General features: G+C 55.9%; 24 protein-coding genes. 12 read left to right on the forward strand and 12 right to left on the reverse strand.

All coding sequences use genetic code 11. The annotated features are described in order from the left end of the window. Positions 1 to 199: 199 nt before the first annotated feature. Positions 200 to 700, forward strand: a complete 501-nt coding sequence (locus tag K3757_RS03995; protein ID WP_259999624.1) for an Lrp/AsnC family transcriptional regulator — start codon at positions 200 to 202, stop codon at positions 698 to 700. A gap of 19 nt (positions 701 to 719) precedes the next feature. Here K3757_RS03995 and K3757_RS04000 read toward each other — a convergent pair whose 3' ends face one another. From K3757_RS04000 to lgt, 5 genes are all read right to left on the reverse strand, one after another. Continuing rightward, a complete protein-coding gene (locus tag K3757_RS04000; RefSeq protein WP_259999626.1) occupies positions 720 to 1,499 on the reverse strand; it encodes a Hint domain-containing protein in 780 nt (259 codons plus the stop codon). 318 nt (positions 1,500 to 1,817) lie between these two features. Then, complete coding sequence (locus K3757_RS04005) at positions 1,818 to 1,964, reverse strand: hypothetical protein (protein WP_259999628.1); 147 nt, start codon at positions 1,962 to 1,964, stop codon at positions 1,818 to 1,820. A 286-nt stretch (positions 1,965 to 2,250) separates the two neighbouring features. Continuing rightward, entirely contained in the window at positions 2,251 to 3,003 is a 753-nt protein-coding gene (pgeF, locus tag K3757_RS04010; RefSeq protein ID WP_259999630.1) for a peptidoglycan editing factor PgeF, read from the reverse strand. Beyond that, positions 3,000 to 4,061, reverse strand: coding sequence for a class I SAM-dependent methyltransferase (locus tag K3757_RS04015; protein WP_259999632.1), 1,062 nt, complete (start codon positions 4,059 to 4,061; stop codon positions 3,000 to 3,002). Before K3757_RS04015 ends, pgeF begins: the two co-directional genes overlap by 4 nt. Then, entirely contained in the window at positions 4,058 to 4,942 is an 885-nt protein-coding gene (gene lgt, locus K3757_RS04020; protein ID WP_259999634.1) for a prolipoprotein diacylglyceryl transferase, read from the reverse strand. Before lgt ends, K3757_RS04015 begins: the two co-directional genes overlap by 4 nt. A 92-nt stretch (positions 4,943 to 5,034) precedes the next feature. Between lgt and K3757_RS04025 the strand changes: the two genes are divergently transcribed. The 5 genes from K3757_RS04025 to K3757_RS04045 all read left to right on the forward strand — a co-directional run bounded on the left by K3757_RS04025 (position 5,035) and on the right by K3757_RS04045 (position 8,220). Then, on the forward strand, positions 5,035 to 5,274 hold the full coding sequence (locus K3757_RS04025) for an accessory factor UbiK family protein (RefSeq protein WP_259999636.1): 240 nt from the start codon (positions 5,035 to 5,037) through the stop codon (positions 5,272 to 5,274). A gap of 321 nt (positions 5,275 to 5,595) precedes the next feature. Continuing rightward, positions 5,596 to 6,096, forward strand: a complete 501-nt coding sequence (locus tag K3757_RS04030) for a YbjN domain-containing protein (RefSeq protein WP_259999638.1) — start codon at positions 5,596 to 5,598, stop codon at positions 6,094 to 6,096. Between the two features lie 30 nt (positions 6,097 to 6,126). Next, entirely contained in the window at positions 6,127 to 6,942 is an 816-nt protein-coding gene (proC, locus tag K3757_RS04035) for a pyrroline-5-carboxylate reductase (protein ID WP_259999640.1), read from the forward strand. After that, the gene (locus K3757_RS04040) at positions 6,935 to 7,273 is read left to right on the forward strand and encodes a tRNA-binding protein (RefSeq protein ID WP_259999642.1); all 339 of its coding nucleotides are present in this window, start codon (positions 6,935 to 6,937) and stop codon (positions 7,271 to 7,273) included. Before proC ends, K3757_RS04040 begins: the two co-directional genes overlap by 8 nt. After that, entirely contained in the window at positions 7,270 to 8,220 is a 951-nt protein-coding gene (locus K3757_RS04045; protein WP_259999644.1) for a D-glycerate dehydrogenase, read from the forward strand. Before K3757_RS04040 ends, K3757_RS04045 begins: the two co-directional genes overlap by 4 nt. Here K3757_RS04045 and K3757_RS04050 read toward each other — a convergent pair. Then, complete coding sequence (locus K3757_RS04050; protein WP_259999646.1) at positions 8,217 to 8,798, reverse strand: thymidine kinase; 582 nt, start codon at positions 8,796 to 8,798, stop codon at positions 8,217 to 8,219. The genes K3757_RS04045 and K3757_RS04050 overlap by 4 nt on opposite strands. A 139-nt stretch (positions 8,799 to 8,937) precedes the next feature. Between K3757_RS04050 and K3757_RS04055 the strand changes: the two genes are divergently transcribed. Beyond that, on the forward strand, positions 8,938 to 9,396 hold the full coding sequence (locus K3757_RS04055) for a hypothetical protein (protein ID WP_259999648.1): 459 nt from the start codon (positions 8,938 to 8,940) through the stop codon (positions 9,394 to 9,396). Continuing rightward, positions 9,389 to 10,105: an arsenical resistance protein ArsH gene (gene arsH, locus K3757_RS04060; protein ID WP_259999650.1), complete on the forward strand. Its 717-nt coding sequence runs from the start codon at positions 9,389 to 9,391 to the stop codon at positions 10,103 to 10,105. The genes K3757_RS04055 and arsH overlap by 8 nt, the downstream gene beginning before the upstream one ends. Here the strand turns inward: arsH and K3757_RS04065 are convergent. Further along, positions 10,102 to 11,226 carry a beta-ketoacyl-ACP synthase III gene (locus K3757_RS04065; protein WP_259999652.1) on the reverse strand — a complete coding sequence of 375 codons (1,125 nt, stop codon included), beginning with the start codon at positions 11,224 to 11,226 and terminating at the stop codon, positions 10,102 to 10,104. The genes arsH and K3757_RS04065 overlap by 4 nt on opposite strands. Positions 11,227 to 11,620: 394 nt before the next feature. On the opposite strand from K3757_RS04065, the gene K3757_RS04070 reads away from it, so the two are divergent. Next, the gene (locus tag K3757_RS04070) at positions 11,621 to 11,902 is read left to right on the forward strand and encodes a DUF6280 family protein (protein WP_260001177.1); all 282 of its coding nucleotides are present in this window, start codon (positions 11,621 to 11,623) and stop codon (positions 11,900 to 11,902) included. A gap of 99 nt (positions 11,903 to 12,001) precedes the next feature. Here the strand turns inward: K3757_RS04070 and carB are convergent, their stop codons facing one another. Both carB and K3757_RS04080 read right to left on the reverse strand, forming a co-directional pair. Continuing rightward, positions 12,002 to 15,334 (reverse strand): carbamoyl-phosphate synthase large subunit, encoded by a 3,333-nt coding sequence (gene carB / locus K3757_RS04075; protein ID WP_259999654.1) that lies wholly within the window; start codon positions 15,332 to 15,334, stop codon positions 12,002 to 12,004. A 157-nt stretch (positions 15,335 to 15,491) separates the two neighbouring features. Further along, positions 15,492 to 16,253 (reverse strand): alpha/beta fold hydrolase, encoded by a 762-nt coding sequence (locus K3757_RS04080; RefSeq protein ID WP_259999657.1) that lies wholly within the window; start codon positions 16,251 to 16,253, stop codon positions 15,492 to 15,494. Between K3757_RS04080 and K3757_RS04085 the strand changes: the two genes are divergently transcribed. Then, complete coding sequence (locus K3757_RS04085; RefSeq protein WP_259999659.1) at positions 16,252 to 16,683, forward strand: hypothetical protein; 432 nt, start codon at positions 16,252 to 16,254, stop codon at positions 16,681 to 16,683. The two genes, K3757_RS04080 and K3757_RS04085, sit on opposite strands and share 2 nt — an antisense overlap. Here K3757_RS04085 and K3757_RS04090 read toward each other — a convergent pair. From K3757_RS04090 to glyA, 3 genes are all read right to left on the reverse strand, one after another. Next, complete coding sequence (locus K3757_RS04090; RefSeq protein WP_259999661.1) at positions 16,680 to 17,075, reverse strand: cupin domain-containing protein; 396 nt, start codon at positions 17,073 to 17,075, stop codon at positions 16,680 to 16,682. The two genes, K3757_RS04085 and K3757_RS04090, sit on opposite strands and share 4 nt — an antisense overlap. Before the next feature lie 225 nt (positions 17,076 to 17,300). Beyond that, entirely contained in the window at positions 17,301 to 18,305 is a 1,005-nt protein-coding gene (locus tag K3757_RS04095; protein ID WP_259999663.1) for a Hint domain-containing protein, read from the reverse strand. A gap of 458 nt (positions 18,306 to 18,763) precedes the next feature. Beyond that, the gene (gene glyA / locus K3757_RS04100; RefSeq protein WP_259999665.1) at positions 18,764 to 20,053 is read right to left on the reverse strand and encodes a serine hydroxymethyltransferase; all 1,290 of its coding nucleotides are present in this window, start codon (positions 20,051 to 20,053) and stop codon (positions 18,764 to 18,766) included. A 216-nt stretch (positions 20,054 to 20,269) separates the two neighbouring features. Here glyA and K3757_RS04105 point away from each other — a divergent pair, with 216 nt between their 5' ends. Both K3757_RS04105 and K3757_RS04110 read left to right on the forward strand, forming a co-directional pair. After that, positions 20,270 to 21,031: an NAD kinase gene (locus K3757_RS04105; protein WP_259999667.1), complete on the forward strand. Its 762-nt coding sequence runs from the start codon at positions 20,270 to 20,272 to the stop codon at positions 21,029 to 21,031. A gap of 206 nt (positions 21,032 to 21,237) precedes the next feature. After that, positions 21,238 to 21,438 carry a CsbD family protein gene (locus K3757_RS04110; RefSeq protein ID WP_259999669.1) on the forward strand — a complete coding sequence of 67 codons (201 nt, stop codon included), beginning with the start codon at positions 21,238 to 21,240 and terminating at the stop codon, positions 21,436 to 21,438. Positions 21,439 to 21,519 lie beyond the last annotated feature (81 nt).

Here is a 21,519-nt window from a genome sequence, read left to right on the forward strand (position 1 = left end):
ACCCGCCTTCAGAAGTCTTAAACCCCTCTGCGGCCCAGCGATGGTGCACATAAGGTTGATTAGGCAGTCAGGCGGACAAAAGCACGTGATGTCCGGCAGTTCTCAGGCGGAGGCAGGTTTCTAATCTTGCGCCGGCGTGAAACAATATTGCGTGTGACTGTGTTATCTGTATAACAATCGCAAATTCACTGGGGGATATATGGCTGGTACGCGACTTGATCCGATAGATCGGAAAATCTTGGCAGAGTTGCAGGCTGACGGGCGGATGACCAACGTAGAACTGGCCAAGCGTGTGGGTATTTCTGCGCCACCCTGTCTGCGTCGCGTGCGCACATTGGAAGAGCAGGGATACATCCGTGGCTACCATGCGGACGTAGATGCGCGCGAGCTAGGGTTCGAGGTTCAGGTTTTTGCGATGGTAGGGCTCAGCAGTCAGGCAGAATCAGATTTGTCTGCGTTTGAAGATCGCTGTCGCGCTTGGCCTTTGGTGCGCGAGTGTCACATGCTGAACGGCGAAGTGGACTTTATGCTCAAATGTGTTGCCCCAGATTTGTCGAGCTTTCAAAGCTTTTTGACGGGGGAGCTTTTGACGGCACCGAATGTGGCCAGTGTGAAGACCTCATTGGTAATACGGAACGCCAAGGATGACCCTGGCGTCCCGTTTAACGTTTTGGAGGAACGTTTGAGCGTGAAGGCCTGATCCTTCCGCTCTGAGAGAGTTAGTGTTGATCCATATCCGGCACCCGTGGGTGTGCCAAAGGACCGAAATCTGACAAATGGCTGATGCGCGGGAACAGCGAAATAAAGCGGTCGCGCAGGGAATGACTGACTTCGCGTGGCGCTTGTGCGCCCGGATGGAACGTTTCCATTTCAATCCCGTCAACTGTAATCACTGCATGTCGTGACAGGCAGATGTGGAACATCCGTGTCGCCGTTGGCGGGGTAATCTCGATTACATTCACCCCGTCTACCAGCTTGTGTGCGGGCGTCAGCAACTGGCGTCCATCGGCCAGGCTTCGCAGGGCGGGAGGTGTGTGCAGCATGCGTGCACCCGGACCAACGGTCAGCGAACGCTCGGGGCGCGACTGCCCTAGGGCATCGGGCATGATCCGCACCAAGGGCGTGCGCTTGCCCGCGTCTGCCGGGCTAAAGGTTGACGTCCCGATCCAGATCAATTCCGCCGCCTCGCCAGTGCTTGTGTGCACCATATCACCTGGCTGCAAATCTTCGACAGCGATAAGCCCCATTGTGGTATTCACCAGACTTCCATGAGTCATTGCAGAAAAAGCACTCTCGAACAGCGGGATCGCAGGTGCAGTGCTTTGGCCAATGTAAAGTGAGCCGTCTTCGCGCAAGGCGGCGACTTCGTAGGTGCGTTTTGGTATCTGCGCGATCACCATTGGATCGGTGGCGGATCGCGGCATGGAAGATGTCATCATTCCGTACCCTGTTTTACGCGCGGCCGGACGGCCAGCAGCTGGATTGGCAGTAAGCGTCATGCGAGTCACCTATTTGGTTGTCACATCCTTCGTCGGCCCCCACCGACAACGACGGAAATAACATCTGGGTCATTTCGTGTCTTTCGTGAGGCCTAATTCGCCTTGTTTCGGCCTCATTGTCAAAGGTTGCATGACATTTGGCAACCTCAGGGCATCAATCCCTTCAATTTGAGATGTTTTGTTTCTTTATGGATTAATGGGCTGCCACATTTTGGCCTGAAATAAAAAAACCCTCCCTGCGATTCGACGCAGGGAGGGTTTCAGTTGATTTCAGACCTTACGAGGGGACAGAAGGTCTGAGACCGGGGGGAAGGGGGATCAGGCGCTTTTGCGCTGTGGCTCTTGCGCGGCGCGGCGCTTGGCAATGAATTCTGCGCGGCGGCTACCGCGGGCCCATGGCATCACTGTGTCATTTTCGGCCGCTGATTTTGTGATCGATTTGATGAAGCGTGCATTGGTTTTCATGGGTCGGGTCCTCGGTGTCAGTTTGTTATCGGGCATTGCCCTGCTTGAGACTGAATATGAGGGGCCAATCTGGCTGGTTTGGGGCGTCTGGCAGAAAAAATTGGAAAATTTGCACTAATTGCTCGGTAGAATAAGGCGCTGTGACCTTATTTCCCAAACGCCCTAAAAATAAGCGGTTTTACTGCGGATTGTGCGTGTCTTGGCAACAATTCCAGCCATTGTTTCCGGCGCTGGGTATCTGGATCTGGGCGTAGTTTGGGCCTGAAGCGCCCCAATTGTGCCAAGATCAAAGACTGATGGCTGCAATCAGTCGGCCATAGTCGGCCTCTTTGGCGTGGGTGGTGCGCCGATAGGAATAGAACCTGTCCGGATCGGAGAAAGTACAGTGGCGGGTCCATTCGGCATGGCCCACGCCTGCAGCCCGTAATCGGTTCAGGCCAAAGCCGGGAAGGTCGAACAGCATTCTGTCGCCATTGCCGTTGATGAAGTAGCGCGCGTATTCGGGGTCTTCCGCCATGAAGCTGTCAAGGAACTCTGGCCCCACTTCATAGGCGCGCTGGCTGATGGCGGGTCCGATAACGGCGTTGATGTGATCCCGGCGTGCGCCCAAGGCTTCCATCGCATCGATTGTCGCGTCAAGAACGCCGTCCAATGCGCCGCGCCATCCTGCATGGGCGGCGCCGATTACGCCGGCTTGGGCATCTGCAAAAAGCACTGGTTGGCAATCAGCGGTCAAGACCGATAGCGCAATGCCCGGCGTGCGTGTGACCAAAGCATCTGCGCGCGGCTTTTCGGTCAGCGGCGCATCAACAGTAACCGCCGTGGCAGAATGGACTTGGTGAACCCCCACCAGATGCTCGGGCAGTACTCCCATCGCTTCGGCCACACGGGTGCGGTTGATTGCGACAATTTCGGATTGGTCAGTGGACCCTTGGCCGCAGTTGAGCCCAGCGAACACGCCTGAAGATGCGCCACCCTTACGGGTAAAGAAGCCGTGTTTGACGGGCAGCGCGTCCGAGGTCAGGATTTCAAGTGTCATGTTTCCAATCCAGGTAGCATGGCTGAGCCTTGCGGCACGATTCCGAATATTTTGAACAGGTTTCCCATTTCCTGCGGGTGCGTCAAGCGGCGATGCGCAGCGACATGTGTCTCCAGCGCTGCACCGCTGAGCGTTTGGGCAAGCGTTTGAGCGCGTGCCGTAATCCCGAGCCGTTCTAGAAAGACGCCTTGCGGGGTGATCCGACTGGGCGTGCAGGGGGGGACGGCACGCAGCAATGCTTCGAAATCCACATGGGCAGTCAGATCGGCATGACCGGGATCGGCAAGCGGGTCCGTCTTGTCGTGGTTTTGTACGGCTTGCAGGGTATCTCCAAGCGTGCGCCAATCCCCATAATCAAACACCAGCGCGGCACCTCCATATGTCGCAATACGGGCGGACAGCGTGGCTAGGATGGGGGCCGCCATGGCGCAATCCTCAATAAGGTCGCCATCTTGGGTGTCTTCAAGACGTTCGTTAAGGGTCGGTTGCGGTTGGGCCGGTCCAAGGCCAAAGGCAAGCACGTCGTCTTTGAGGCCGATTTGCCGCTCGCGCCAGCGCGTGCCATCGCGAACAAATTGCCGAATTGGCAGGGCGTCGAAGAACTCGTTTGCAACAAGGAACGTCGCCTGTCCTGGCAATGCTTCGATGCTGTCGATCCAGCGAGGTGAGTAGGTCTTTAGAGTGTCCGCTTGCACGTCGCGCAGGGCGGCAGAGGCTTCTAGCAAAACGATATCAACGGCTTTTAGGAATCCCGGCACACGGGCGGATGCGCGCAGCATATCAGCCATGAGGGTGCCGCGGCCGGGCCCCAATTCGGCCAACGTAAAGGGGGCGGGTGACCCCTGATCCAGCCAAGCCTGTGCAAGGGCGAGACCCACCAGCTCTCCGAACATCTGACTGATTTCAGGCGCGGTGATAAAGTCGCCCGAAGTACCGAAAGGGGTGCGGGTGGTGTAATAGCCGTGTTCGGGGTGCAGCAGGCAAGCGGTCATATAGTCATCCAGGCGCATCGGCCCCTGCGCACGGATTTGCGAAATTAAAAGGTCGCGCAAGCTCATGCTGTCGGCCGTGCCCGCAAGATAAAGAATACGCCTACGGCAATCATCGGCAGGCAAAGAATTTGCCCCATGGTTAAGCCGTAGCCACCTACCTGCCAAGCCAGGCCCAACGGATTACTTTCAGTGACGAACTGGGCATCGGGCTGCCGGACAAATTCGACCGCGAACCGCGCCAGCCCGTAACCGGCAAGAAACGTCCCCATCACGAGGCCGGGTGTCTTGAATGCGCCGCGCCTCCAGACAAGCCAGATGAGCAGAGCTCCAAGGATCAAGCCCTCAAGAGCGGCCTCATAAAGTTGCGAAGGATGTCGCGCGCAGATGCCAATCACATCGGGGCAATATTGTGCCGCTTCGGTTGGAAAGGCGACGCCCCATGGCAAATCGGTCGGGCGGCCCCAAAGCTCTGCGTTGATGAAATTGGCGATCCGGCCCAAAAGCAAACCGGGGGCAATGCCAAGAGCGACGAGGTCACCGGCGCTGATCCGCGCGATCTGGTGCCGCCCCGTATAAAGGAAAGCCGCGATAATCACCCCAAGCGCGCCACCGTGGAAGGACATCCCGCCTTCCCATACGCGCAGAATCTGCGCCGGATTGCTCAGGTAATATACGGGCTGATAAAATAGAACATAGCCGAGCCTGCCGCCAAGGATTACACCAAGGATCACCCATGTCAGAAGGTCTTCGATCTGTGCTGGTGTCATGACAGATTTGTCGCCACGCCACAGCCGCGGTGTGTTTGCCGCGCGTAGAACCAGACGCCAGCCCAGCAGAATTCCGACGATATACGCCATCGCATACCAGCGCAGCGCAAATGTCATGCCGAACAGGCTGATGGATATAATCTCGGGTGAGATGTCGGGGAATGGGATGAGAGCATGCATGCGGTGATTGAGCGCGGCTGAGCGGGGAAGTCAACCTTGCATGGCGGCGCAGGTCACCCCATATAGAGCAAAGATCCAGTGGAGAGACCCCTATGCAAACCCGCAATAAAATTTTCGACGACCTGAGCAAGATCATGACCAATGCTATGGGCGTTGCGCAAGGGGCGAAGGACGAAGCCGAGAATGCCATGAAGGGTATGATGGACCGCTGGCTGGCTGACCGCGACTTTGTCACGCGTGAAGAGTTCGACGCTGTAAGGGCTATGGCCCAAAAAGCGCGCGAAGAGAATGAAGCGCTCAAGGCACGTTTGGACGCGCTTGAGACAAAGTGATCAGATAATTCTGATCACATGAACGTGCTGCCGCACATCTGATTTCCTATCTTACGGGTATCGCTTGATCACCTTTATTGGGTGACCCGATACCCGCTTCTTGTCTGTATCTTGGGCTGAAAACGTTAATTTCCGCAATATTTTGGGGTTATCCACCGCTTATTGTGGTTATCCCCAGAAAAAGGCTTGCCAGACCCTATCATGCTTGCCACCATATATTGTAGGGCGCAGAGGCAAACCCGCGTTCTATAGCGTAAGCACCCAAAGTACAGGGGCGACGATCTGCCTAACTGCTCTGGGAATAACAAAAGAGGTGGCAAAATGGCCCTGTCCGAGCAGTATCTGGAAGATGACATTCACCCCATCGACATCGTCGAGACATTGGCAAACCATCACGAATGGGATTTTGACCGTATATCTGACGAACAGATTGCCATGACTGTCGAAGGGCAGTGGCGGACTTACTCGGTCACGCTAGCCTGGTCTGATTATGATGAAACATTGCGTCTGATCTGTACCTTCGAGATGGAGCCGCCAGAGGATAAACTGCCAGCGCTTTACGGATTGCTCAACGATGTGAATGATCGTTGCTGGGCCGGTGCCTTCACCTACTGGGCTGAACAGCAGATGATGGTCTATCGTTACGGACTTGTGTTGTCTGGTGGGCAGGTGGCTTCGCCGGAGCAAATCGATACAATGATCGGCGCCGCAGTGATGAGCGCTGAGCGTTACTATCCCGCTGTGCAGCTTGTTGTCTGGGGTGATCAGACTCCGAAGCAAGCGCTGCAAGTCGCCATTGCAGAGGCTTACGGGCGCGCGTAATCCTGTTCCCTGACGAAAAAGGGGGATGGAATGAAGAATTCACGTATTGCTAACGATGGTCTGGTACTGCTGGGCTGCGGAAAAATGGGTTCCGCCATGCTCGAAGGCTGGCTGGCGCGGGGACTGCCAAGCGCGTCTGTCTGGGTTCAGGATCCTCATCCCTCTGACTGGCTGCGCGGCACTGGCGTTCACATCAACGCAAGCTTGCCTGCCAATCCTGCCATAGTATTGGTCGCGGTTAAGCCGCAGATGATGGCCGAAGCTCTCCCAACCCTCAAAGAAATGGGCGATAGCGACACCTTGTTTGTCAGTGTCGCCGCAGGCACGCCGATCGCATTCTTTGAAAAGACGCTGGGCGCAAACACACCTGTTGTGCGTGCCATGCCCAACACCCCCGCAGCGATTTCGCGCGGAATTACAGCCATTATCGGCAATGACCATGCAGGGGCAAAGGGTCTGGATGAGGCGGAATTGCTGCTAAGCGCTGTTGGCGAAGTCGTGCGGCTCAGCGAGGAATCCCAAATTGATGCGGTAACCGGTGTGAGTGGATCTGGCCCTGCGTATGTTTTCCATATGATCGAAGCAATGGCCGCCGCCGGTGAAGAGCAGGGGTTGCCCGCTGAGATGGCATTGCAACTGGCGCGGGCAACTGTGGCTGGCGCAGGTGCGCTGGCGATGGCCGCGGATGAAGATCCCGCGCAACTGCGGATCAACGTCACCAGCCCGAACGGCACAACACAAGCTGCGCTTGAAGTCTTGATGAACGAGAAAGACGGGTTTCCAGCGCTCATGCGGCGGGCGGTCGCTGCTGCTGCCGATCGCTCGCGGGAGCTTGCCCGTGGTTGAGATAGCATTCGATGACTTCATGAAGGTGGATGTCCGAACTGGCCGCGTGATTAAAGCAGAGCCGTTTCCCGAAGCGCGCAACCCGTCGATCAAGATGTGGATCGATTTCGGAGAAGAGATCGGGGTGCGCAAAACTTCCGCGCAGATTACCGTTCACTACACGCCCGACGCATTGATCGGGCGGCAGGTGATGGCTGTGGTGAATTTCCCGCCGCGCCAGATCGGGCCATTCATGTCAGAGGTTCTGGTTCTGGGCGTACCGGATGAAAGCGGCGCGGTGGTTCTGGTGGGCCCCGATCAAGAAACGCCCATCGGTGGGAGAATGCATTGAAAAAAGTATTGGTATCCAGAGTCTTGCCAGAGGCAGTTTATCCGCTGTTAGAAGGTTTGGACGTTACGCGGCGCGATCAAACATCGCCCTTGTCGGCAGACGAGATGCGCTCGGCGCTGGGCGCGTTTGATGGGGTGTTATGCACTTTGGGCGACCAGTTTTCAGCGCAAATGTTTGCGGATGTGCCACAGGCACGTTGTAAGATATTGGCGAACTTCGGCGTTGGCTATAACCACATTGACGTGGCTGCGGCCAAAGCTGCTGGCATCGTTGTGACGAATACGCCCGGTGCTGTCACGGACGCCACAGCAGATATTGCCATGACCCTTATGCTGATGAGCGCGCGGCGCACAGGCGAAGGTGAACGGCTTGTGCGCGCTGGGCAATGGGAAGGCTGGCATCCGACACAAATGCTTGGGCTTCATCTGACAGGAAAAACTGTTGGCATTGTTGGTATGGGCCGGATCGGGCAGGCGATTGCGCGGCGGTGCCACTTCGGATTTGGCATGAAGGTTCAGTACTACGGACGCAGCCCAAAGGAGCTGGACTTTGACGCTGCTTTCCAAAGTGATCTGATAGATTTGGCGGCCAATGTTGATGTGCTTGTCACAGCTGTACCCGGAAGTGCCGAGACCCACCATTTGATCGACGCACAAGTGCTGGGCGCAATGCAATCTCATGCCCGCCTTATCAATATCGCGCGTGGTGATGTGGTCGAAGAAAAAGCCCTGATTGATGCGTTGCAGCGCGGTGTTATTGGCGGTGCCGGGCTGGACGTTTACGAATTTGAACCGGCTGTACCAGATGCTTTGCGCGCGTTGGATAACGTTGTCCTATTGCCGCATATGGGCACGTCTACCGCGGAGGTCCGTGTGGATATGGGCAGGATGGCGGTTGAGAATTTGCAAGCTTTCTTCCGCGGCGATCCATTGCCAAACTCGGTTTAACGGTCGCCGATTGCTTCGCGCCAGTGACGGCGGCACAGCGACACATAGGCTTCGTTCCCGCCGATTTGAACCTGCGCCCCTTCGCGCATCACTTGGCCTTCTGAATCTTGCCGGACGACCATGGTCGCTTTCTTTCCGCAGTAGCAGATTGTGCGAATTTCCCGCATCTCGTCTGATAGTGCGAGCAATGCTGCCGAACCGGGGAAAAGCTGTCCGCGAAAATCCACGCGCAGGCCGTAACACATGATGGGCACGCCCAAATCGTCAACGACGCGGGCAAGCTCCCACACTTGTGTGTCGCTTAGGAAGTGCGCTTCATCCACAAAAATGCATGCGCAGGGACCAGCCTCCAGCCGGGTTGCGATCTTCGCAAAGAGGTCTTCATCGGCGCTATAGGTGTCGGCGTCTTGACCGATGCCGATTCGCGAGGCGATCCGCCCCTCACCAGCCCGATTATCCAGCTGTGCTGTCATCAGATATGGCACCATGCCACGCTCACGGTAGTTATGCGCCGCTTGCAATAGAACCGTCGATTTGCCAGCATTCATGGTGGAGTAATTGAAGTAAAGTTTAGCCATTCGGGTATTTATCGGTTTCAAAAGCGCCATTGCAAGTCAAACTGCGGCCAGTTGACATGTTGAAAGCGAGATTGCACTAGGACTAAGAAGATATGATCTATATATTATGCCAAGACTTGGCACGATTAAGGGTACCGCAATGGGCGCAGCCGGCAGCTATTTGAAAAAGCATACAGAATCCTTGGTGAAAGCTGTGGGTGTGGAAGTGGCTTGTGAAGTCACAGGTAAGTCAAAAGCGACATTGGGCCGCTATTATTCGGACCATGATGAACATGCTGATCGCTTCATGCCCGTCGATTCCGTTGCGGCACTTGAAGAAGCGGCGGGTTATCCGCATTTGACACAAGCGCTCGCAGAGCTTTCAGGTGCGCATCTAGGGTTTGATGAACGTCGGCCGAACGATGTTTCCAAAGGCGGCGTTAACGCAGATGTTATCGCGTTGAGCCAGCGGTTCGCGATGTTGATGGCTGAATATCAGCAGTCCATTGCAGATGGCAAAATTACCATCAACGAAGCCAAGCGGCTGTTGAAAGAGACAACGATGCTGCAGCAGGTGCTGGTGGATATGAAGCTGCATCTTGAAGACGAAAGTGTCTGAAGACCTTCCTGCGCTTGTCCGCGATGCGCTGTCTCAAATTGATGTCGCACTGCTGAAATCTCCGAATGATGATGGGCATCAGCCACGTATATTGCTGCTCTATGGCTCACTGCGCCCACAAAGCTATTCGCGCCGTGCCTCCGAAGAAGCCGCCAGAATCTTGCGATATCTTGGGTGTGAGACGAAAATATTTGATCCGCGCGGGCTACCTCAACCGGACGATGCCGAGCCTGATCACCCAAAAGTTTTAGAGCTGCGCGATCTGGCCGTCTGGTCAGAAGGGATGGTTTGGTCAAGCCCGGAGCGGCACGGGGCCATGACGGGTATTATGAAATCGCAGATCGATTGGTTGCCGCTGTCGTTGCAGGGCGGTATTCGCCCGACGCAGGGAAAGACACTGGCGATCATGCAGGTTTCCGGCGGGTCCCAATCCTTCAACGCGGTCAACCAGATGCGGATACTGGGGCGTTGGATGCGGATGGTCACGATCCCCAATCAATCAAGCATCCCTAAGGCATGGCTTGAATTTGACGAGGCCGGGCGTCTACCTGCCGGTCCCTTCTACGCACGCATCGTCGATGTCATGGAAGAACTGGTAAAGTTTACATGGTTGGTCCGTGGCCGCGCCGACTATCTGGTTGATCGGTATTCAGAGCGCGTAGAAAGCGCGGCAGAAGTTCATAAGCGGGTGTCGCTCAAAGATATCTAGCCGTGCTTTTCCACAATCACCGATCCCACAGAATAGCCTGCTCCGAACGAACAGATCAGGCCTTTGTCGCCGTCTGCAAGGTCATTGGAATACTTGGAAAATGCGATGATTGATCCCGCCGATGAAGTGTTGGCGTAATCCTGTAGAATATTGGGTTGCTCACCTTGCTCTGGCGTGCGCCCAAGGACCTTTTTGCCAATGAAATCGTTCATGGATTTATTTGCCTGATGCAGCCATAGGCGTTTCAGATCGGATGAATCGATACCTTCTGCAGCCATATGATTGGCGATATGGTCGCTGACCATCGGCAGGACTTCTTTGAAAACTTTGCGCCCGTTCTGCATGAATTGCATGTCGCGGCGGTCCGCCACACCATCGGGACGGGACCGGCGCAGGAAGCCGTTGTTATTGCGGATATTGTTCGAGAACTCCGTCGCGCACCGGGTTGATTTGATCTCGAAATATGGGCCATCGGCATTTTCTGCCCGCTCAATAAGCACGGCGGTGGCGACGTCACCAAAGATAAAGTGGCAATCGCGGTCGCGCCATTCGAGGTGCGCAGAACAGATTTCAGGGTTCACAACCAGCGCACTGCGAATGGAGCCGGATCGGATCATATCGGCGGCGGCCTGAATGCCGAATGTAGCAGAGGAGCAGGCGACGTTCATATCGAACGCAAAACCGTTGATGTGCAAAAGCTGCTGGATTTCGATCGCAACAGCGGGATACGCCCGTTCTAAATTGGAGGCCGCACAGATGACAGCATCCACATCTGCTGCTGTCTTACCGGCCTGCTCAAGCGCCTTGGTTGCCGCGTCCAGGGCCATTTCCGCCATTAGGGATGGTTCGTCATCGTCGCGTTGTCGCAACAGCGGGTGCATCACGTGAGGGTCAAGAATACCTTCTTTGTCGATAACATATCGCTGCTCGATGCCTGAGGCTTTCTCGATGAACTCAACGGATGAGTGTTCTTTGGCTGGCAAGGAGCCGTCAGCAATCTCTGATGCATGCTCAGCATTGTAGATGTCCACATAGGCGTTGAATGTCTCGACCAACTCAGCATTGGTGATAACCGAGGACGGGGTGAAAATGCCCGAGCCGGTGATTGCAGGTGTGTACATCTCGTTTTCCTCTCTAATATCAGCCGCCTATACCCAGAAGTTTCCGTGGATAAGCATTTCAATCGGCGTCGGTTGCATACGCCTGCTCGCCTGATGTGAAGGATGTTCTATCTGCTTTTTCAATCTGTGCCTATGGCGAATTGGAACCTCCGGAGACAAGCAGATCGGCTGTTTATAACCGTTCGGGCAGTCGGGCGCTCTTTTGCAAACGGGCTGGGGGCGGATGAACAGAGCGCTGATTAAGTCGAGCCGCCAAGGGGCGCCTTAAAAGCACCCAGATGTTGCCGCATTGATCACCCATCCCGTGCAAATAATAGCCGCAACTCTCCTTAAAGTTGCCAGTGTGCCACTAGAAGGCGATATTAAAAACCCAAAGGAAAAAGGGGAGAAGCAGGTGATAAATACCAACCTCAATCATACAGGCGACGCGCACCGGAAACTATTCGCGGCAGTTGTACTAGCGGCGCTGGATGATGCTATTCTGGACGAACAGAAGCGCGGCAATGGTGCTGAAAGCATTGCCCGTTGGGCCGCATCGCGTGATGGTCAGACTGTTCTAAGCTGCGCTGGCATCACCCCAAGTGAGCGATGCATTGAAGGATTGAAGGGGTTTGTAAAACGAAATGTGAGAACCTCGACGGCTCTCACAAGGGCGCAATCTGTTAAGACAGCTTGAGTGATTAGCGCCCTGTTGGAGAATTTCTGGAAAACTACCTAAGCTGCCTTTGCAGAAAATCCCCGCACTTGCTGCGGGGATTTTGATTGGGTGGTCCGGTTATCCCTGCAAGGGTTTTACGCCGATCTCATCTTCGGCTTGTGCCTTGATCGCGAGCGCCGCAGCGTACGCGCCGGCAGCCGTTGTATAGTAGGGGATCTTATCAAACAGCGCGATGGAGCGGATGCTCTTGCTGTCTTCAACCGCTTGGGCGCCTTCGGTCGTGTTCATAACCAGATGGATTTGCTCGTCCTTCATCATATCGGTGATGTCAGGGCGTCCTTCGTACACCTTGTTCACGATTTCACAGGGGATGTCATGTTCGGACAGCCACGCTGCGGTACCGCGTGTTGCGGTGATCTTGAAGGATTGCTCGATCAGGATGCGGGCGGCGGTGAGGACGTCGGCAGTCTTGTCGTCATCCTTGATCGACAGGAAGGCCGTGCCGCTGCGTGGCAGCATGGTTCCGGCACCCATTTGCGCCTTAAGGAATGCGCGGGGGAAATCGCGGTCCCAGCCCATAACTTCGCCGGTAGACCGCATTTCAGGGCCTAGAATTGTATCAACGCCCGGGAAGCGCGCGAAGGGCAGAACAGCCTCTTTGACCGAAAACCACGGCATATTGGGATCAGCCAATGTCATGGGATCACCCAGCGGTAACACGTCGTCATAGGCCGCTGCGGCGTCGTAAGGCGCGCGCTGCGGGAAGTTGGACAATGGCTCACCCGCCATGATGCGCGCGGCGATTGACGCGATGGCGCTGTCGGTTGCTTTGGCAACAAAGGGCACAGTGCGGGATGCGCGCGGATTGACCTCGATCAGGTAGATTTCGCCATCCTTGACCGCGAACTGGATGTTCATCAGGCCGACAACGTTCAGCGCTTTTGCAAGGGCTTTGGTCTGGACCTCTACCTCGGCAATGATCTCTTTCGAGAGGGAGTAGGGCGGCAGCGAGCAGGCGCTGTCACCAGAGTGCACGCCAGCTTCTTCGATATGCTGCATGATACCGGCGACATGCACCTCTTTGCCGTCGCTGATCGCATCGACATCCAGTTCAACCGCGCCGGAAAGGTAGCTGTCCAGCAACACGGGGCTGTCGCCAGAGACGACAACGGCTTCGGAGATGTAGCGTTCAAGATTGGCTTGATCGCGGACGATCTCCATAGCACGGCCACCCAGCACGTAGGACGGGCGGATCACAAGTGGGAAGCCGATATCTTTGGCGATCTCGAATGCTTCGGCATCCGAGTGGGCGATCCCGTTGTGCGGCTGTTTAAGGCCCAGTGACTGCACCAGATCGGCAAAGCGTTCGCGGTCTTCGGCAAGGTCGATCATGTCCGGCGTGGTGCCGAGGATCGGAATGCCTTCGTCGTGCAGCGCCTGAGCGATCTTCAGCGGGGTCTGGCCGCCGAACTGAACGATAACGCCGTGTAGCGTCCCGTTCTCCTGCTCGACGCGGAGGATTTCCATCACATGCTCGAATGTCAGCGGCTCAAAATAAAGGCGGTCCGAGGTGTCATAGTCAGTCGAAACAGTCTCTGGGTTGCAGTTGACCATGATCGTTTCATAGCCCGCGTCGGTCAGTGCGTAGCAAGCGTGACAGCAGCAATAGTCAAATTCGATCCCTTGGCCGATCCGGTTCGGACCACCACCAAGGATGACAACCTTCTTGCGTTCGGACGGCCGTGCCTCACATTCGGCATCGCCCATCATGGGGGTTTCGTAAGTGGAATACATATACGGCGTCTGGGCCTCGAACTCTGCAGCGCAGGTATCGATCCGCTTGAACACAGCCTTCACACCAAGGTTCAGGCGCGCGCGGCGTACATTGTCTTCATCGCGGCCCGTAAGATTGGCAAGCCGGGCGTCGGTGAAACCCATCATCTTGATCGCGCGCAGAGCGTCTTCGGTAACGGGCAGGCCGTTTTTACGGATGTCTTCTTCTGCCTCGATGATCTCGCGAATACGGGCAAGGAACCAAGGGTCGAACATCGTGGTCGCGTGGATGTCATCATCAGACATGCCGTGGCGCATTGCTTGGGCAATGGTGCGCATCCGGTCAGGCGTTGTCTTGGAAATGGCTTTGGTGATGGCGGCCTTGTCTGGCGCGCCTGGGATGTCGATTTCATCGAAACCGGTGAGGCCTGATTCCATCGAAGCCAGCGCTTTTTGCAGGCTTTCGTGGATTGTGCGGCCAATGGACATGGCTTCGCCCACGGATTTCATCGCTGTCGTCAGATATGGTTCGGAACCGGGGAATTTTTCGAACGCGAACTTAGGGATCTTGGTGACGACATAGTCGATGGTCGGCTCAAAGCTGGCAGGGGTTACGCCGGTGATGTCATTGTCCAGCTCGTCCAGCGTAAAGCCTACGGCAAGCTTCGCGGCAATCTTGGCAATGGGAAAGCCCGTGGCCTTGGACGCAAGCGCGGAAGAGCGTGAAACCCGCGGGTTCATCTCAATGACAACCATGCGGCCATCGGCAGGGTTTACGGCCCATTGCACGTTCGATCCACCCGTCTCAACGCCAATCTCGCGCAGCACGGCGATAGAGTGGTTCCGCATGATCTGGTATTCTTTATCAGTCAGCGTCAGGGCAGGCGCCACTGTGATGGAATCGCCGGTGTGGACGCCCATCGGGTCTACGTTTTCGATGCTACACACGATAATGGCGTTGTCGGCAGTATCGCGCACGACTTCCATTTCGAATTCTTTCCAGCCGAGCAGCGACTCATCAATAAGAATCTGACCCATCGGGGACGCGTCCATGCCGGAGCGGCAGAAGAATTCGTAATCTTCACGGTTATAGGCCACGCCACCGCCAGTGCCGCCCATGGTGAAAGCAGGCCGGATAATGGCGGGCAGACCGATCTCTTCAAGGCTTTCAAGCGCGAGTGCTACGCCAGCGGCGAGGTCTTTCTTGCCGTGTGCGTCCTTCGGGGCGGTGCAAATCGTCGCCTTAGGGTTTTCGATACCAAGGCGGTCCATGGCTTCGCGGAAAAGCTTGCGGTCTTCTGCCATTTCGATGGCTTCGCGCTTCGCGCCAATCATCTCGACGCCGAATTTCTCAAGGATTCCCATCTCTTCCAAGGCGAGCGAGGTGTTCAAGCCAGTCTGGCCGCCCATTGTCGGCAGCAGGGCGTCGGGGCGTTCTTTCTCGATGATCTTGGCGACGATCTCCGGTGTGATCGGCTCGATATATGTCGCATCGGCAAGACCCGGATCGGTCATGATGGTGGCAGGGTTGGAGTTGACGAGGATGACACGGTAGCCTTCCTCTTTCAGCGCCTTACAGGCTTGTGCGCCGGAGTAGTCGAACTCGCAGGCCTGTCCGATGACAATAGGTCCTGCGCCAATGATCATGATCGACTTGATGTCGGTTCTCTTCGGCATGGTTCCGGACCCCTATAATATGCAAATTGTTGTGGGTTATAGGCATGGAGACAGCGGGTGCAAGGCGGAATCATCCGCCAGTTTGTACACAGTTGACAGAGGTGAAATTTCTTCGAAATTTAGGGCATGAAATTTCAGGGTAATTCCGGTCTTGCGCTCAGGCGTCCAGATATGTGCGAACGGCAGCCTCAAACGCGCGGGGCCGGTCCGCATGGAGCCAGTGACCCGCATTCGGCAGTTTGGCAAATCGCGCCGCAGGAAAGAGCCGTTTGATGGTTTCGCGATCCTCGGGACGGACATAGTTACTGTCTCCGCCGGTTAAAAACAGTGCGGGCTTGTCAAAGCTGCCTGTTATGTCTGGGAACCCGATGATCTTGTCCATCTCTGCTTCAAGCACATCAAGGTTCAGCCGCCAACGCTTCCCGGCTACGTCCAGCGACTGGGTGAAAAAGCTTTGCAGTGCAGGCTCTACCCCCTGAGCGGCCAGTTGCTCGGCTGCTTCTGATCGGCGCGTGAGCGTGTCTAGGTCGACGGCACGCATTGCCGCAATATGATGAGACTGGCTGTGGGTGTAGGGGACAGGCGCGATATCTGCGACGATGAGGCGGCGCAGCAGATGTGGGTGCTGCAGTGCCATGACCATGGCTGCTTTCCCGCCCATGGAGTGACCACACAGGTCAACCGGTGCGCCGATTTTCTCAATCAGTTCGGCCAGATCATCTGCCATGTCTTCATAGCTTTGGGTGGTCTCACGCGGGCTGTTACCGTGGTTGCGCATGTCCGGCGTAATCACGCGGCGTGTGTCAGCCAACCGTTTGGCGATCACACCCCAATTGCGTCCCGATCCATAAAGGCCGTGGGCAATCACCAAAGGCGGCGTATCGGGGGCGTTTTCCCCGTGTTCGATAAAGCTCAACATGTCCCAAGGCCTAGCGCCATTGCAGCGCCAAGGCCAGCAGCTTAGACAGTATTTTATGATCACGGATAAGGATATGGCCGCCAAGTCGCGCAAGTTGCGCGGGTTGATGCAGCAAAAACTGGATGTGCGCGGGCGTGATCTGCGTCAGAGCTTGCGCCGTGCGGGCAGGCGATTGCCCAGACGGGTGCGTAAGTGGGGCGCGGAATTGATGCGCGCCGAGATGTTGGCCCATAACCCCAAGACAGCGCGCCAAGTCGATGCCCAGTCAGTCCAACAGGCGTACGATTCTATGTGTGCGCACCTGGAGGCGATTGATGTGAGCGAGAGGCGCAAGGCGCGCTTCCTTGGTCTGGCTGGTGCCATTGTTGCCAATATTATCGCCGTGTCAGTGCTGTTTGTTGTCTGGCTTTGGTGGCGCGGATTCGTCTAGCCCGCGTATTGTGCGTCTGTGACATGTTCCATCCACGTCACAGCAGAGCCATCCAGCTCTTCCTGAAGCGCGATGTGGGTCATGGCCACGTCAGGTGCAGCGCCATGCCAGTGTTTTTCTCCGGGTTCAAACCAGACGGTATCGCCGGGCCGAATCTGTTCAACCGGACCGGCCTCGCGCTGCACCAGACCCAGACCTGCGGTGACAATCAAAGTTTGACCCAGCGGATGCGTGTGCCAAGCGGTGCGCGCGCCCGGCTCAAACGTGACTGTCAGGCCGCGCAAGCGGGCAGGCTCGGGCGCGGTGATCAGCGGGTCCATACGCACGGTACCGGTGAAATACTCGGCTGGGCCTTTGCCAGAGGGGCGGGAACCTGCAGGATGGATGATCATGGGAAACCTCAGTTCGGTTTTTACGGGGATGTTACGTAATCTCAGAGTGCAACAATTGGAGCGTTCAGGAAAGGGACACAATAGGTTCGAGTGTTGAATGGCAGCTATGAGCGCATGACAGTCATTTGAGCGACAGCAGCGCATGACGGCTATTTTGATAGATAGATTGGTTACAAGTAATGCCTAAAGTTCCTGAACTTCGCAGGACACAACAAGATAGAAAACCTATCCAAAAGTCAGAGCGTTCCTTTTAGCGTCCTGAACGCGCAAAATCGGACGGGCAGCTATCTCAGAAGCGTCGAATTCGTCCAGCAACTCACGCCCGAAGATTTCTTGTATCTCGACGCGGCATTTTTTCGGGACCATTTGCAAGGTCATACGACCGGGAAATAGGCTCTCTGTTAGCGTGCCGCTTGCGCGGACAATCTCATGTCTAGAAAATACGAGATGAAAGTAAGTCACTGTGCGTTTGCCACGCGCAACACGCACACCTTTGCGCGCGGTCAATGCCTTGGCTGGAACCAGTACGGTGTTTCCGGTCTCCGTCGTCACCAACATTCGGTGCTGAGGCGAGACAGAGAGCTGTTGGCTTGGCCGCCCGGGGCCAAGGGAGTCTGGTTCAAAGACGATTGGCTTCAACTTTTTGGAAGCGATGCTGAAATCGAGCTTCATTGAAATGATGTACTGGATTTTCTGAAGCCCATTGTCGAGTGTCCATATAGGATCACCGATCTTAAGGTGCTCGACGGGAACACCGCCTGCGGCAGTCTGGATAATAGCGTTGGCGGCGAAGCAGACCGCGTTGACCTGATTGTCTGTGGTTGAGACGAGAGCTGCATCAGAACCTGCCACGTCGTTGAGGCTGCCGGTACGGATCTCCTCGACATTCATGTCGCCGTAGCTGTCGTTCGGGATTATGAAATGCCGGACATCGCCGCCGTTCGACACGGTCAGAAAGATGGCGTCAAGATTACTTTCGCTCTGGGGATTGAAACTGAGGTTCGTGCCATCCCCAAGCGTGAAACGCCCGCTGCTGAATGGCTCTTTAATTTGGTCGATGGTGTAGGAAACCCCCTCGATCAGGATGCTGTCACCTATATCGAACTCACCGTCGTTCAGATCGCTTGAATCGACATTATCAACGACACCGAGAAGGTTTCCTGCCGCTGTTGAATACGTGGTATCCGCGCTGATGCTCGTTACTTCGAACAGGTCGAATATCGTTGCCATTGTAATCGGTATCCCGGAGACAGTAAGCCTACAAAGTAGAAGTCGAATACGGGATAAGTATGAACAATCAGTGCAGGAACTTGACAAAGCAACCGACTGGCTCTGCTTTTTAGCCTGTTTGAATCCAGTAAATGTACTGCTAAATCAACCTGAGCATGCGGAACAATTACGTCACACGTGCTTTGCGTCTGCAAGGTCGGTGTTATCGAATTGTTATCGCTCAAGGCCATGCCTCTAAACAGTCTCTTATCAAAGCGAAAACAACGAACTGGCGATATTGATGTTTTCGAGACTCCTCACAGTAATCATGAAGCTCTGGGCAAGGAGCCTGTCGAATCTGGAACCGGACCTTGGCCGGGCGTCTGCATCGTCCGCATACCTGACTTTGGTCGCCTGAAAACGAAAGGCCCCGAACGTTTCCGTCGGGGCCTTCGTCTTTGTGCGACAGCGCGTTGCTATCAGAGGTTCGGGTAGATCGGGAAGCGGGCGCACATGGCTTCGACTTCTGATTTTACCTTGGCTTCGACCGCAGCGTTACCTTCTTCACCGTTTGCCGCAAGGCCATCGACAACTTCGATGATCCAGTCGGCGATCTGGCGGAATTCTTCTTCACCAAAGCCACGTGTGGTACCGGCGGGCGAACCGAGCCGGATGCCGGAGGTAACCATCGGTTTTTCAGGGTCAAACGGCACGCCGTTTTTGTTGCAAGTGATGTGCGCGCGGCCCAAGGCCTTTTCAGTCGCGTTGCCTTTGACGCCTTTGGGGCGCAGATCTACCAGCAGTACGTGCGTGTCAGTGCCGTGCGTGACCGTGTCCAGACCGCCTTTGATCAATTGGTCGGACAGCGCCTGCGCATTCTTGATGACCTGTTTGATGTAGCTTTTGAATTCCGGCTGGAGCGCTTCGCCAAATGCTACGGCCTTGGCCGCGATGACGTGCATCAGCGGGCCGCCCTGAATACCCGGGAAAATGGCTGAGTTGAACTTCTTTGACAACGCTTCATCGTTGGTGAGGATCATGCCGCCGCGCGGGCCGCGCAGGGTTTTGTGGGTGGTTGTTGTCGCAACATGGGCGTGTGGGAAGGGGGAGGGGTGCTCTCCGGCTGCAACCAGACCCGCGAAGTGGGCCATATCCACGTGCAGATACGCGCCAACGCTGTCTGCGATCTCGCGCATGCGTTTGAAATCGATCTGGCGGGGAATGGCGGAGCCACCTGCGATGATCATTTTCGGCTGATGCTCGGTCGCAAGCGCCTGCACCTGATCATAATCAAGCAGGTTGTCCTCTTTGCGCACACCGTACTGAATGGCGTTGAACCATTTGCCGGACTGGTTCGGCTTGGCGCCGTGGGTCAGGTGGCCGCCTGCATCAAGGGACATGCCCAGAATTGTATCGCCGGGCTGAAGCAGTGCCTGAAACACGCCTTGGTTCGCCTGTGAGCCTGAGTTGGGCTGCACGTTTGCGAATTCGCATGAGAACAGTTTGCAGGCACGCTCGATCGCAAGTTCTTCGGCGATGTCCACATAGTCACAGCCACCATAGTAACGACGACCCGGATAGCCTTCGGCGTATTTGTTGGTCATCACGCCGCCTTGCGCTTCCATGACGGCAGCAGAGACAATGTTCTCGGAAGCGATCAGTTCGATCTCGGTGCGCTGGCGGTTAAGTTCTTTTGCCGTTGCATCTGCGATGGCTGGATCGGTGTCGGCCAGCGAACGGGTGAAGAATTCGGTTGTATTGGGTGACATGTGGTTGGCTCCTTGAGCGTGGGGTCCTGTTGCCCTGTTTCGTATCGGAAACGCACGCAGGGGTGAAGACGTGAAAACGACTGAACTCGAGATAGATGCGTCCCGTGCGCAGCGCACCTGACATTTTGTCGCTAGAGCGCAATTAGTCGGCCAGCGCTGGTGCGCACGGGAATATTGTGTTTCTCTGCGGGGAAAGCGGCGCAGATCGGAAACACAATGCCCCAAAAAATATCCTTCTTGGCGAGCAGAGCGCCTGTGGCACAAACCGCACGCGCAGTGTTGATCGGGCGGTATGGCGATGTCCCGCCGGAAGAAGCGGACGTCATCGTTGCGCTAGGGGGCGATGGTTTCATGTTGCAAACACTGCATGAAACCCAGTCCTTGCCTGCGCCAGTTTATGGCATGAATCGTGGAACTATCGGGTTTCTGATGAATACCTACGCCGAAAATGATCTGCGTGAACGGTTGGCTGCGGCAGAAGAGGCCGAGATCAATCCGCTGTCGATGACGGCCACGCATATGGATGGCACGATATCGAACGCCCTTGCCCTCAACGAGGTCGCGCTGCTGCGTCAGGGTCCGCAAGCGGCCAAGTTGCAGATCACCGTCGACGGTCGTCTGCGGATGCAGGCTTTGGTCTGTGACGGTGCGCTTTTGGCGACGCCTGCCGGATCGACGGCCTATAACTATTCCGCACATGGCCCGATCCTGCCTATCGGAGCGGATGTATTGGCGCTGACTGCTGTGGCGGCCTTCCGGCCGCGTCGTTGGCGCGGGGCGCTTCTGCCCAAGACCGCGCTTGTGCGCTTCGACGTTCTGGAACCTGAAAAACGTCCCGTTATGGCGGACGCGGATGGCACCAGCTATCGGGACGTCGCGCGGGTGGAAATCCGGTCAGAACCGAGCATTATCCACAAGATTTTGTTCGATCCGGGCCATGGTCTGGAAGAGCGGCTGATCTCGGAACAGTTCACCTGAATTTCTGGAGAACCGGACGGCTGATATAAGGCGCTTACGCTCTCCAACGTAGACGGCCGCCCCAGAAGCGTTGTCCTCTGGTAGCGCCGGATTTCTTTTTGTTTCAGCGGAACGAACCCTTTGTCATCGCGTTATTTCAATGAAGAGGCCGAAGCACGCAATGATGTGCGCTGGGCCGAGTTAAAGAAATCAAAAGGAGATCAGCGATGAATTGGGATACAATCAAAGGTAACTGGACTCAGATGACCGGCAAGATCAAAGAAGAGTGGGGCGATCTCACAGATGACGAGATCACCGAAGCTGAAGGCGACCGGGATCAACTGATCGGTAAAATTCAGGCGAAGTACGGTATCGCCAAAGAAGAAGCCGAAAAGCAGGTGGATACATTCGCATCCAAGGTCAGCTAGGACCAGTACACTTACAAAAGAAGACGGCCCCAATTTGGGGCCGTTTTTTTGTGCGCGTTGAGCGAAATGCTGAAATGCGCC

The organism is Sulfitobacter sp. S223, assembly GCF_025143825.1.
Lineage (GTDB): Bacteria > Pseudomonadota > Alphaproteobacteria > Rhodobacterales > Rhodobacteraceae > Sulfitobacter.